The sequence below is a fragment of the Ruminiclostridium herbifermentans genome (assembly GCF_005473905.2).
GTDB lineage: Bacteria > Bacillota > Clostridia > Acetivibrionales > DSM-1351 > Ruminiclostridium > Ruminiclostridium herbifermentans.
In genome coordinates this window covers 1,464,195-1,477,848 of sequence record NZ_CP061336.1, presented here as the reverse complement: position 1 = coordinate 1,477,848, position 13,654 = coordinate 1,464,195, and the positions used below count along the sequence as shown (strand labels likewise).

The window sequence follows — 13,654 nt, the reverse complement described above, 5'->3', positions numbered from 1 at the left end:
TTTAGTACAATCTATCTGTTTATCAGAGGTATTTTTGTGTAAGACCATTTAACTACTAGATAACTTTTAATTAGAACAAATATCAAAATTTAATTGTGTTGGGCTATATTAATCTAATTATTTTAGAAGTAAATAAGTCCGCACAATTAGTAATGAATTTATCATTATCATGTACAAAAATTTATTTTTATACGTTTAATGTTGTTTTTATCTAGGTAACCCCAGCAAATCTTACATAAAAGTTAAAGTATTGAATATTATTTTGCATTAATAGTTTGTAATTAAATTTGCTACAAATTTTCAAAAATTTTTATGAGGTGATTTTATGAGTAATTCAAATAAAGTTTTATCCCAATTAGGTGTACATATTCCAAAAATTATGCTTCCAAATAAGGAAACGGATTTTACTAGCTGGGCAGTTGTAGCCTGTGACCAATATACATCAGAGAGAGACTACTGGAAAAGTGTAGAAGAATTTACTAGTGGAAAGCCTTCCACTCTTAGCATTATTTTCCCAGAGGTATACTTAGAAGACGGTGATAGCGAAAGCAGGATTTCACAAATAAATGAAAACATGAAAAAATATATAGACGAAAAGGTTATCAATGAATTGGACAATTGTTTTATCCTAGTAGACAGGAAGACATCTCATAGTCAGTCTAGAAAGGGCTTAATGCTTGCACTAGATTTGGAATGTTATGACTATACAAAAGGCTCAAACACACTTATTAGAGCTACTGAGGGTACAGTTATAGAGCGCTTGCCACCTAGAATAAAAATCCGTCAGAACGCACCTATTGAGTTGCCTCACATAATGGTTTTGATCGATGACCCTGATAAAACAGTTATTGAGCCACTTTTTGAAAAATCAGCTAACTTAGAAAAGTTGTATGATTTTGAGTTAATGATGAACGGAGGGCATATCAAAGGCTATAAAATATGTGATGAAGCTGATATCTCTTCCATTGCAGACGCTTTGTCAAAGCTGGCCCAGAAGGACAATTTTAGTAAGAAGTACAATATTGGCTGTGACAAAGACATTTTACTATTTGCTGTAGGTGATGGGAACCATTCTCTTGCATCAGCAAAAGGCCATTGGGAAAATGTAAAGGCTACTTTAACATCTGAGGAGCAGCAAAATCATCCTGCAAGATACGCTTTAGTTGAACTTGTGAATGTACATGATGATGGTCTTGTTTTCGAGCCAATACATAGAGTTTTATTTAATGTTAATTCAGAAGATCTCATAAACCAATTTAACTCATTTTACTCAAATAATTCATGTGATGAAAAATGCACCTGTGAAAATGCAAAGCCTAATTCCGTTCATACATTCCATTACATTACCTCCGCAGGAAAAGGCAGCATAACAATAAATAACCCTAAGAGTAATCTAGAAGTGGGAACACTACAAACTTTTCTAGATTCATATATGAAAGAACATCCAGAGGTAAAAATTGATTATATACATGGTGATGATGTTGTAACAAAGCTTGGCACACAACCTGGCAACATGGGAATTTATCTTCCCCCAATGAACAAAACCGATTTATTCAAAACAGTTATTTTAGATGGTGCTCTTCCAAGAAAAACATTTTCAATGGGAGAAGCTGAAGAAAAGCGTTTCTATTTAGAGTGCAGAAAAATACGCTAAATACAAGTTATCTGGAACTGTGACAAAACAACATTTTCTGCATACTTATGTTTTATCAAAAAAATTATTAGCAATATCAATAAAATGGTAAGCAGCAGCAATATAATCAAATTGCGAAGTTCAGTTAAAAATTGATTCTAGAAATAGTAGGTGAAGAAAAAGTAATGTAGCCGACACAGCGAAATTAAGTATCTGTGAGTATTAATTAATACAAAATGCCTTGGATATATAGTCGGCGAAAGTTCTTATTCTTCACCTCAATTATTTCAGCGTCAATTTTGGGAGACAGCCATATATTATATTAACTGGAATACTATTTAACTAGTATACTGTTGATATTTATTATTTTACAACACTCACAACATGCTTTATTATCAAAGTGAATTACTAAAATTTATAGCATATTGGGAATAGTCTGGTTTTGTGTTAAAGATTAGTATAATTACTTGTTTTAGTAGCCAATATTATTTTAACTTCAACTTCGAGTACGAGTACAATCCTTAGATTATAAACAGCACGGTAAAATTATAAACAGCTATCTTATAAGATATAAATATTTATGCTTTCAACATTTCCAATAATACATACTAATTATTTGATTACTTTACAAATTTCGCTAACTATTCACCACTTTATACATTTTTTTCTTATTTTATTAAATTTTTTTAAAAATAGTGTTAATGAAAACAGTATAATGTGTCGATATATAAATAAGCAGAATATTTTACCAATATTAAAAAATAAATTTTGTGGTAACCCCTATACACAAACTTCTCAAAAAGTCATTGTCTTTATAAGGCAATGACTTTTTTGAAACTTATAAACGGGTAAAGTTCAATGATATTAGTGCTAACTTTTGATCACAGCCTAAGTAAATATCGTAAAGTTCGTCACTATATTTATGAACTAGGCGACATGTTACAAAGATTCCTATGTTGATCCCTTGCTGCGTTCTTTTCATGTCAATGATACTCGTCATAAATTTGTGTATAAATCAGAAACTTTACAAAACTTATATTAGGTTTTGGCAGATGCGTTAAAAAAACAAAAATTAAAATTGATAGAACTATTATAATTAAATATTCTATAATATGTAGTTTAATATGTAGTTTAATATGTAGTTTAATATACTCAAAATATAGCCTTTTGAGGAATTCAAGAATTATTTGGTCACTGCTGAGATGATTATTTACCTTCCGAAAATGAAGAACTTTGAAAGATTCAAGGACTTGTGTTAATTTATTAATTTTTATCGATTTATTTATATCTATTATTTTTTATATATTTATTTCACACGTCGCATTATAATTTCTTCCTGCTTTGAGACCTCTTTTTCTATTCGTTCGAGGGCTTCTGTATTCTGCTTATAGCCATCAAATAAAGCTTCTATTTTAGGATTTATATCATTTTCTAGTTTCAAAACTTGGTTTCCTACGGTTCTTATTTCATTTGTTAAATCTTCTCTTACTGATGATATTTCATTCGTTAAATTCTCTTTTACTGATGATATTTCATTCGTTAAATTCTCTTTTACTGATGATATTTCATTCTTTAAATTCTCTTTTACTGATGATATTTCATTCGTTAAATTCTCTTTTACTGATGATATTTCATTCGTTAAATTCTCTTTTACTGATGATATTTCATTCGTTAAATTATCTTTTACTGATGATATTTCATTCTTTAAATCTGAATACATTTTTTCAATCAAATTAAATAATTTATCGTCCATGCTCAACACCTCCTTAGAATTTAATTATATCATTAACTTCATTTTATTTAAAGTGTCAGATGTCTATTATCGGCTCTAGGTTTTCGATTATGCAAAAAAAGCTTACCTTCTGAAATTTAATCTTTCAAAAGTATAAGCTTTTTAAATATTAATAAAGAATTATTATATTAAACATTTTACTGTTTGTTATATTATTTTTTATTTCCAATAACTCCTTTTCAGAATAAATTAAACTTTAATTAGATATTGAACGCAGTTTGGTTACCATAAATATTTCTATGAAGCCTCATTAGTTTCAAACTGGCTGTTGTACAATGAAGCATAGAAACCCTTAGCTGATACTAATTCTTCATGCGTACCTTGCTCTACAATATCCCCATCCTTCATAACTAATATCAAATCAGCATCTCTTATTGTTGATAATCTGTGCGCTATTATAAAGCTTGTTCTATTTTTCATCAAGTTTTCCATGGCCTTCTGAATAAGAACCTCTGTACGAGTGTCTACTGAACTTGTTGCTTCGTCAAGAATTAGAATTTTGGGGTCTGACAAAATAGCACGAGCTATTGTTAAAAGCTGCTTTTGACCTTGTGATACATTACTTGCCTCTTCATTTAACACCATATTATAGCCATCTGGTAATGTTTTTATGAAATGGTGAGCATGAGCAGCCTTTGCAGCCTTTATGACCTCTTCATCTGTAGCATCAATTCTGCCATACCTAATATTGTCCATAATTGTTCCATTAAACAGCCATGTATCCTGTAGCACCATACCAAATAAATCTCGCAGTTCGCCTCTCTTGAAATCAACAATGTTATTACCATCAATAAAGATGTCTCCACTATTCAGTTCGTAGAAACGCATTAAAAGTTTTACCATTGTTGTCTTTCCAGCACCTGTAGGGCCTACAATTGCTACTCTTTGTCCAGGCTTTATATGAGCTGAAAAATTATTTATTATTATGCTTTCAGGATTATATCCAAAGTGAACATTCTTAAATTCTACTTCTCCTTTTATTCCATCAATGGTAACAGGCTTCTCTATATCCTCTGTTTCCTCTTGTTCTTCTAAAAACTCAAATACTCTTTCTGCTGCCGCCGCTGTTGACTGTAATATATTAGCAACCTGTGCCACCTGACCAAGAGGCTGTGAAAACTGCCTTACATATTGAACAAATGCCAAAATATCTCCAACCTCTATAGTTTTTTTAATTGCAAGCCAGCCTCCTAGAATTGATACCATAACATATCCAAGATTGCCTACAAAGAAAATTATAGGCATCATCATTCCTGACAAAAACTGAGATTTCCATGCAGATGTATAAAGGGTATTATTTAGCTGGTCAAAGGTTTCAACTGCCTTTTTCTCTCCATTAAAAGCTTTCATTATGTTATGTCCGCTAAATATTTCCTCCACATGGCCATTTACATGTCCTAGATACTCCTGCTGAGATTTAAAATATTTCTGAGATTTCTTAACAATTAATGATATAAAAACTACTGATAATGGAAGAATTAATACTGATGCCAAAGTCATCAACCAACTAATAGAAAGCATCATTATCAATATTCCTATCAGCATTGTTATGGATGTAATAATCTGTGACAAGCTTTGATTAAGTGTTTGACTAACTGTATCAACATCATTTGTAACCCTCGATAAAACTTCACCATGTGTCATTTTATCAAAATATTTAAGAGGTAAACGGTTAATTTTTTCAGAAATTTCTTTTCTCAACCTGTAGGATACCTTTTGCGCAACACCTGCCATTGTGTACCCTTGAATAAATGCAAATAATGAACTGATGGCATATAATCCTACCAAAAATAATAACTTTTCTCCTATATAATCAAAGTCTATACCAGTACTCTCTCCACTAACCTTGCCAATCAAACCTTCAAAAATCTTTGTAGTTGCATTACCAAGAATTTTGGGACCAGCTATTGAAAAAGCAGCACTGCCAATTGCTAATACTAAAGCAACTATAATAGCTGGCAAATATGGTTTCATATAAGCAAGTAGTTTTCTAATTGTTTTTTTGAAATTTTTCGCTTTTTCAACCTGAGCGCCCATAGGTCCTCCCATTGGTCCACCCATACTTTGTTTTTTATTTTTTCTAGGTATTTTATTTTCAGAATTTTTACTCATACTAACCTCCACGCCGACTCTCGGCACATTAATCTGGTATTACTTTCGTGGCGGTACGCCTCAACCTTATATCCCTTCCTAGCTAGAAAGTTCTTCTGAGACATTAAACTGTCGTTTTGCTTTATTCTTAACTAGACAGTTCTTCTTGCGACATTAAACTGTCGCTTTGCTTTTATACTTAACTAGACAGTTCTTCTTGCGACAGTTGGGATAAAGCAATTTGCTGATATACCTCACAACTCTCCATCAATTCCTTATGGGTACCAATTCCTACAACCTTTCCTTCATCCAGCACTAGGATTTGATTTGCATTCATTACTGTACTTATTCTTTGAGCAACTACAAGAACAGTTGCATCACCCGTTTTCTCCTTTAGGGCTTTTCTAAGTGCAGCATCAGTCTTGAAGTCCAATGCAGAAAAGCTATCGTCAAATATAAATATTTCAGGCTTTTTAACAAGCGCACGGGCAATTGATAATCGCTGCTTCTGTCCTCCAGAAACATTTGTTCCTCCTTGGGATATTTCTGTTTTGAAGCCCTCTTCCTTTTCATTAATAAATTCCATGGCTTGTGCAATTTCTGAAGAACTTCTTAAGTCTTCTTCTGTTGCAGCTTCGTTACCATATTTTAAATTGCTCTCAATAGTACCTGAGAACAATATACCCTTTTGTGGTACATAACCAATTTTTTCTCTAAGTTCATGCAATGAAACCTCCCTAATATCTATACCATTGACCAAAATTTGCCCTTCAGTAACATCATAAAAACGAGGCAGCAGATTTATAAGTGTCGATTTCCCACTTCCTGTACTTCCGATAAATGCAGTGGTTTCACCAGGCTTGGCAGTAAAACTCACATCTGAAAGTACATAATCATCGGCTCCAGGATATTTAAAGGATACATTTCTGAATTCCACATGACCTTTAAGGTCTTTGCGGAATTCTTTTATAGTATCTGGATTTTTTATTGTTCCAGTTGTATCTAACACCTCTGCTATACGCGAAATTGATACCGAAGCACGAGGTAAAATAATTGATATAACAGAAATCATCAGGAAGGATACTATTATCTGCATTGCATACTGCATAAATGCCATCATATTTCCAACCTGCATGTTACCCAAATCTATCTGATGAGCACCAACCCATACAATCAGAAGTGTAATACAATTCATAATAAGCATCATAACAGGCATCATTGCTGCCATGGCTCTGCTAACAAAAAGGGTTGTTTTTGTGAAATCTATATTTGCCTTATCAAACTTATTTTCTTCGTATTTCTGAGTACTAAACGCTCTAACAACAAGCATTCCTGTAAGAGACTCACGTGTCACAAGATTTAGTCTGTCAACAAGCTTCTGCATACTTTTGAATTTAGGCATTGCAACCACAAACAATACAACTATCAAAGCCATCATAGCTAATACACCCACACCAATAATCCATGACATTTGTGTATCAGTATTCATAACCTTTATTACACCGCCAATACCCAATATAGGAGCATAGAAGACTATTCGCAGAAGCATTATAATAAATGTCTGAACCTGTTGAATGTCGTTGGTGCTTCTTGTTATTAGAGAGGATGTAGAAAACTTATCAAATTCTGTATTTGAAAAGCTTACAACATTTTCAAATACATTTTTTCTAAGGCTTTTGCTAAGTCCTGCTGCTACCCTTGATGAAAGTAAACTTCCCAAAACGGTGGCAACTAAGCTTCCAAATGATATCAGCAGCATAAGTAATCCAACATAGAGGATATAATTTGTTTGCAGCCAGTCAGTATCTCTGCCAAGGACAGAATACTCGGCTTTCACATAAGGTATTGCACCCTGTATTATCATACTCTCAGGCATTTGCTCAAGCTTCTCGTCAGCTAGTTTCTTCATAGCCAATAGTTGCTCTTTTGGCATTTTAGATAAATAATCCAATATATCAGCATCCTTGTTTACATTAGCAGAACTTTCAATTTTCCCTGCTAACCCATCTGATAGCTGTGGCTGCTGGCTTTGTTCATCAGACTTCTGCTGAGTATCATTTATAATCTTTCGCTCAGAACTTGGAGTATTATTTTCAACAGCATTTCCAATATTCTGTTGTCCAATAATAGAAGCTATACCTTTTTGTTCAATTGTCTGAAGCATTAGTATTGACTTGCCGATTATAGAGTTCAAAGCTTCAATAGTTTCTTCATCAATTGTATTTAGTACATAAACATCATTATTTTTTATTTCAGGATAAATCTTTAAATAATTGTCTATATCTTGTTCTGAAAAATTATCCTTCTCTATTAATTTATAATTATCATATACCAGTTTTCTGCTTTCTTCACTTATGAAAAGTGTAATTTTATCCAACTCACTTTTTCTTATAACTTCTGGAACAGCATTTTCAACACCACCCTGCTGAATACCCACATTAACAATATCAGACATGTAGTCGGGCAGAGAAAGTTCACATAAAGCCTGTATTAACAAAAATCCGATTATACATATAATAGAAATAATATGTGGTTTTAAGTGCTTCAATATTTTAAACATCTTGTACTCCTTCCTATCTTGCATGCTTGTATTCTTGCTATCAACTTGTATCGTAATTTAAATTTATTCCTTTGAAGATTATTATAAATCACTCAACTTTCAACCCCCAAAAATTTATCGGTTTTCAAACCTATCAATAGTTTATTGCCAATAATTTCGGCACGCTTCAGCTGCAATTGAGTTTCTGCAGTTCAAACTTATCAATATTTTGTTGCCGAAATTTATTAATATCTATAATAGCATTAACTATTTTTAATACATGTAAACTACTTAATTATAAACAAATAAACTTTATATGTCTTATATATATTTTGCCAAATCACATCGTCAAATGTTAGTTATTTTTGTGCAATTTTACCTAATTTTTTTTTTAAACTAATAAGAAGTTTATCTGGTTGCGCTAATTTATTTAAACTGGGTTTGCAGTCAAGCTACTTATCCCTAGTAATTACACTGGAGTAAATGGAGTTCTTGGTTTAAGATTAAACAAATATTTTGGGAGTAACCCATTTAGGCAAACTTATGCGGGAGCAGCAGTAAGCCAGTACTTTAATTTTCCCTTATCTTATATTGGTTCGCGAGTACAAATTGGATAAATGTTTACTTGGTTAAAGATAGTGCAACAAGTTAAATTTAAGTTTATTCTATTCAAAATAACCTCAAAAAAGGAGTTAACAATTGTTAACTCCTTTTTTCATTCTGTTTTTATTATATTACAGTGAATCCGCCAAATATGGATTCTCAACAGCATTCTTTATTACATCCTCAGGAACAACTATATTAATGTCGCTGTTATAATCTAGATATTGACATTTTATAGTCATTTCTGCACCTTGAGTTTCATCCCCTGCTATACTAAAACTTGTCACCATTTTAATGCTATTAAGCAGATATGTATTTTTATCTAGTGAAATCTCAACATTAAAATTATCAAATATAGCATTAGATAAATCTGTTCCCTGATTCTCACCCACCATATTCAGCAAATCCCCCAGAAATACATTTCCTTTTAAAAGAATCTCATCTGGTTTGCTGCTCTTAACTTCCTTCAATCCTGCACATAGCGTATCAGAAATATCTAATATATCAATATTAGCTTTTTCATCAAATATTTTATTGTAATCTTTTTCTGACATAGTACTCTTTTCCCATTGATCTGATAAAGGATTCTTCATGTATAGAGTATTATCAGTAAAGTATAAATCCATATCCATATTTATTATGGACATATCCATTTTCATGTTCATAAAGGCTTTCTTCTTCAATACATCTATAGCTATGTCCATATTCATGTCTATATCAAAACTTATGCCATCCTGTTCGGTAGCCATAGAAATATCCATCTTTCCATTGCAGGTTTTTATTTCGTCCATTGCTGCATTAGCTTTTTCCAAAATATCCTTAATCCGGTTATATTCATTTTGCTCACTAATAAGAACAGATTTAGAACTTCCATCCCAAACAACCTTCATTCCAAGGCTTTGTGCAATAAAATTAACAGGAATATAGGTTCTATCTTTATATACTACAGGACTAGCATCTAAAACAATTTCTTTACCGTTAACTGTAGCTTTATTGCTGCCTATTTTTAGATATATTTTTGCTGAATCTTTTAAAACAGTTACACTCTTTTCCTTTGAGTTCCAAACAATATGCTCATTATCATTGTTAACACCCAGATTCACCAAAATACCTCTTAGTGGTAGAAGAGTTCTGTTATTCATATTGATAGGTATATCTTCATAAGTTCCTGCCTGTCCATCAATTATAATTTTTACATTAGGCATCTCTGTGATAGTGTTGTTTGCCGCAAATGCAGGAACGATAAAGCAAATCATTAAAACAAACAAAATTAAACTTGTTAATAAATACTTTTTCATTTAGTTCCTCCTGTAACATCGTAATTTTATGCTAGACAATCATATAGAATAGTATATTACATATAGCTATACTTTTCCACTTAAATCATCACACGCTAACACCGCAATTATTTCAGTATCAATTTCGTGAGCAAGCAATAGATATATGTTGTACAGAAGTACTATTTAAGCGGTTACTGTTGATAATATTATTTCTTGTTTTATATCAACTCCTAGCACACTATGAACCATAGCAGCTGCAACAAATTATATTAATCTTTACTCAAGAAAAATAGAAAAATAAAGGTGTTCAAACTTATCAACCTAATTTTTGATTACTAATTATTGAAACCATATTAGTAACAACCAGCGATAAGTTTAAAACACCTATATACATCTTATATTTAAAAAACAGATATATTTAAATTTTTTAGAACTTCAATAAAGTCACCTTTAATACACCTTTTATATTTTTGAGCATGTCAATTACTTTATCATCTACTTCGCAGTTAACACTTACAAATGCAACTGCTTTTTCTCCGCCTTGCTTTCTACTCCACTGCATTGCTGCAATATTTATATCATTTGCTCCTAATATAGTACCAATCTGTCCAATTATACCTGGTTGGTCAATATTTTGAATAGCTAAAACATAAGGAGTTGGGTCAAAGTCTAGCTTATATCCAAAGAAATCAACTACTCTTAGTTCCTGTTTTGCAAATACAGTACCTGATACCTCAAGGGTTTTAGTTTTTGTAGTAAATCTAATGGTAATCAGATTTGTATATTTTTCAAGTGTTGAACTTTTGCTTTCAACAAGAGAAATACCCATGTTTTTAGCAATTAACTCTGCATTAACATAGTTTACCTTTTCTTTTACAACTACATCAAGGAAACCTTTTAATGCTGATAATGACAATAATTTTGTCTCTTGCTCTGCTAATTCACCGCTGTAAATTATTTCAATTTTGTTAACAGTATCCTTCTCAGCTTGATAATATATTTTTCCTAATAATTCAGCCAAATCAACATAAGGCTTCATTTCTCCTACTTCTTTATTCTTCATTGGAGGCATATTTACAGCTGCTACCATATCACCTCTTAAGGCATCTGCTACCAACTCAGCAACACAAGTACCTACGTTATAATTTGCCTCATCTGTAGATGCACCTAAATGAGGAGTGATAATTACATTGTCAAGTTCAAAAAGCTTGTTTTCGTAATCCTGTTCTTCAGGTTTTTTGTCATAATTAGGCTCAGGATTAAGTACGTCTAACGCCGCTGCTGCAACCTTACCAGATTTAATACCATTGTATAAGGCATCTTCATTAACAAGTCCTCCTCTAGCTGCATTAACTATTCTAACGCCGTCTTTACAAAGCTTTATTTGCTCCTCATTAATCATATTAATAGTTTCAGCTGTCTTTGGAGTGTGAATAGTAATCAAATCTGCCTGCTTCAGCAATTCCTCAAGAGTTTCACATCTTTCCACTCCAAGCTTTTTGAATTTTTCATCAGTAATATATGGGTCGTAAGCTATAGCTCTCATATTTGAGCCCTTTAGCTTTGTAGCAACAATCGAACCTATTCTTCCTAATCCGATAACACCTACTGTTTTCTGATCTAACTCATTTCCTAAGAACCTATTTCTTCTGAAATCCTTTTTTTCCTTTCCAGCCCAATGAGCCTGAGGAATATTTCTAAAAATAGCATAAGCCAAGCCAACAGCCAACTCAGCTGCTGCCATACTATTGCTCTCTGGTGTATTAACTACAATAATACCTCTTTTTGTACATGCAGGAAGATCTATATTATCTACACCATTACCCGCACGACCTACAACCTTTAGTTTTGTTCCTTTATTCAAAAGTTCTTCGTTAATTCTTGTTACACTTCTTACAATAATTGAATCATAATTTTCTATTATTTCAAGCAATTCTTCATGAGAAATTCCATACTTAACATCAACCTCATGACCGTCTTTTCTAAGGTGCTCAATACCATCATCTGCTATTCTTTCTGTTACTATTACCTTCATAATTTAATTACCTCCTAGTAATTTCTTTAATAATTAAACCTTTTAATTAACCATCCTTTGTTTAACACAGTACTTACTGTAAAGCCTTCTGCACTGCTCCTACTGAAACACCCATTTCTACCTTGTAGCCTGCATCACTTAAAGCATATTCTAAAGCTGCAAAAGTCTTAATTAAATCTAGACCATCTGTATATCCGCAATGTCCAATTCTGAAAATTTTACCCTTTAAATCTTTTTGTCCTCCAGTTATCATAATATCGTACTTCAGATTTAAAGTTTTAATTACTTTTGCAATATCTATACCCTCAGGTGCCTTAACAGCAGTAATTATGTATGAAGAAACATCTTGATTTGGAAGCAATTCCAGTCCAAGAGCCTTAACACCTGCCTGAGTTGCTAATGCAAGCTTTTTATGTCTTGCATAAACATTTTCTAATCCCTCTTCTTTAATCATCTTCAGCGCTTCTGCCTGCGCCATCATAATTGTGATAGCTGGTGTGTATGGTGGATTTTCTCCTGCCTTCATCAATCCCTTTTTGTACTTTTTGAAGTCCCAATAAAACTTTGGTAATTTTGAGTTTTCTACAGCATCCCATGCCTTATCACTTAATCCTACAAAAGCTAATCCTGGAGGTGCCATCAATGCCTTTTGAGAACCTGTAACAACAACATCCAATCCCCAATTATCCATTTGAAGTTCTAGTCCACCTAATGAACTAATTGCATCAACTACCAACAATCTCTTTGTGTCTTTAGTTAGCTTTCCAATTGCTTCAATATCATTTGTAACACCTGTAGAAGTCTCATTATGTGTAACTAAAATAGCCTTTATTTCATTGTCTACATCTTCATCCAATATTTTTTTTACATCATTAACATTAACAGCTTCTCCCCAATTAACTGCTAACTTCTTAACATTAAGACCAAAAGTTTTAGCTATGTCTGCAAATCTATCTCCAAAGTTTCCTACACTTATAGCCAATACTGTATCTCCGGGTGAGAAAAGATTTACTACTGCTGCTTCCATACCTCCTGTTCCTGATGACGCCAATACTAATACAGGATTCTTAGTTTGAAATACAAATTTTAAATCCTCTTCCAACCCATCAAATATAGCTTCAAATTCCTTTGTTCTGTGATGAATTATTTGTCTTCTCATAACCTCCAACACTCTTGGTGGAATCATTGTAGGTCCCGGTGTCATAAGTAATTTTTCTTTTTCCATTATTATATCCTCCAATATATTATCAAATAATTTAATAAACGTTAGTTATCTCTGTAAAAAACACAACAGCGGGACTTAGCCACTTATGCATTTAGCTTAACAATAAATATTGCAGCTACATAAATCAAATATTTTTTGTAATAAAATAACAAAAAGCCAAATAATAAATATTTGACCTCTCAAAATGCACATTAAAAAATGCTTGCAAGCTTACATTGCTTATGCAACACAAAAACAATGCTACCGCATTTTATAACTCTGTCCTTTTGCCTGAGAGATTAAGCTTTCAAAAGCTCTTGCCCCTTCGGCGCCGTCATTGGTCTCTCCAGAGGTCCGTCCTGTTGTAGTCTCTATGACCTGAGAGTGCTACTCCTTCGGTGAGTTTTATTAATAATAAAACATCTCTCCCACAACAATCATCCGCAATATTCAGTTATAGAATAAATTAATTATATT

7 protein-coding genes and 1 riboswitch are annotated in these 13,654 nt (G+C 32.5%); of the genes, 1 reads left to right on the top strand and 6 read right to left on the bottom strand.

Annotation, left to right across the window (positions count from 1 at the left end; translation table 11 throughout):
• The first annotated feature begins 325 nt into the window (after nt 1–325).
• Nucleotides 326–1,654 carry a DUF1015 domain-containing protein gene (locus EHE19_RS06390; protein WP_137698500.1) on the top strand — a complete coding sequence of 443 codons (1,329 nt, stop codon included), beginning with the start codon at nt 326–328 and terminating at the stop codon, nt 1,652–1,654.
• A 1,285-nt stretch (nt 1,655–2,939) separates the two neighbouring features.
• On the opposite strand, the gene EHE19_RS06385 is transcribed toward EHE19_RS06390, so the two are convergent.
• From EHE19_RS06385 to EHE19_RS06360, 6 genes are all read right to left on the bottom strand, one after another.
• Entirely contained in the window at nt 2,940–3,386 is a 447-nt protein-coding gene (locus EHE19_RS06385; protein ID WP_137698501.1) for a hypothetical protein, read from the bottom strand.
• A gap of 276 nt (nt 3,387–3,662) precedes the next feature.
• Nucleotides 3,663–5,537, bottom strand: coding sequence for an ABC transporter ATP-binding protein (locus tag EHE19_RS06380; RefSeq protein ID WP_137698502.1), 1,875 nt, complete (start codon nt 5,535–5,537; stop codon nt 3,663–3,665).
• Between the two features lie 178 nt (nt 5,538–5,715).
• Complete coding sequence (locus tag EHE19_RS06375; protein WP_137698503.1) at nt 5,716–8,076, bottom strand: ABC transporter ATP-binding protein; 2,361 nt, start codon at nt 8,074–8,076, stop codon at nt 5,716–5,718.
• A gap of 713 nt (nt 8,077–8,789) precedes the next feature.
• The gene (locus tag EHE19_RS06370) at nt 8,790–9,956 is read right to left on the bottom strand and encodes a copper amine oxidase N-terminal domain-containing protein (RefSeq protein ID WP_137698504.1); all 1,167 of its coding nucleotides are present in this window, start codon (nt 9,954–9,956) and stop codon (nt 8,790–8,792) included.
• Between the two features lie 409 nt (nt 9,957–10,365).
• On the bottom strand, nt 10,366–11,973 hold the full coding sequence (gene serA, locus EHE19_RS06365) for a phosphoglycerate dehydrogenase (RefSeq protein ID WP_137698505.1): 1,608 nt from the start codon (nt 11,971–11,973) through the stop codon (nt 10,366–10,368).
• Between the two features lie 73 nt (nt 11,974–12,046).
• Complete coding sequence (locus tag EHE19_RS06360; protein ID WP_137698506.1) at nt 12,047–13,198, bottom strand: pyridoxal-phosphate-dependent aminotransferase family protein; 1,152 nt, start codon at nt 13,196–13,198, stop codon at nt 12,047–12,049.
• Between the two features lie 248 nt (nt 13,199–13,446).
• A riboswitch (glycine riboswitch) is annotated at nt 13,447–13,537 on the bottom strand.
• Nucleotides 13,538–13,654 lie beyond the last annotated feature (117 nt).

Coding starts and splice junctions, on each gene's coding strand:
- EHE19_RS06390 (WP_137698500.1), top strand. CDS start 326: ATGAGTAATTCAAATAAAGTTTTATCCCAATTAGGTGTACATATTCCA.
- EHE19_RS06370 (WP_137698504.1), bottom strand. CDS start 9,956: ATGAAAAAGTATTTATTAACAAGTTTAATTTTGTTTGTTTTAATGATT.
- serA (WP_137698505.1), bottom strand. CDS start 11,973: ATGAAGGTAATAGTAACAGAAAGAATAGCAGATGATGGTATTGAGCAC.
- EHE19_RS06375 (WP_137698503.1), bottom strand. CDS start 8,076: ATGTTTAAAATATTGAAGCACTTAAAACCACATATTATTTCTATTATA.
- EHE19_RS06385 (WP_137698501.1), bottom strand. CDS start 3,386: ATGGACGATAAATTATTTAATTTGATTGAAAAAATGTATTCAGATTTA.
- EHE19_RS06380 (WP_137698502.1), bottom strand. CDS start 5,537: ATGAGTAAAAATTCTGAAAATAAAATACCTAGAAAAAATAAAAAACAA.
- EHE19_RS06360 (WP_137698506.1), bottom strand. CDS start 13,198: ATGGAAAAAGAAAAATTACTTATGACACCGGGACCTACAATGATTCCA.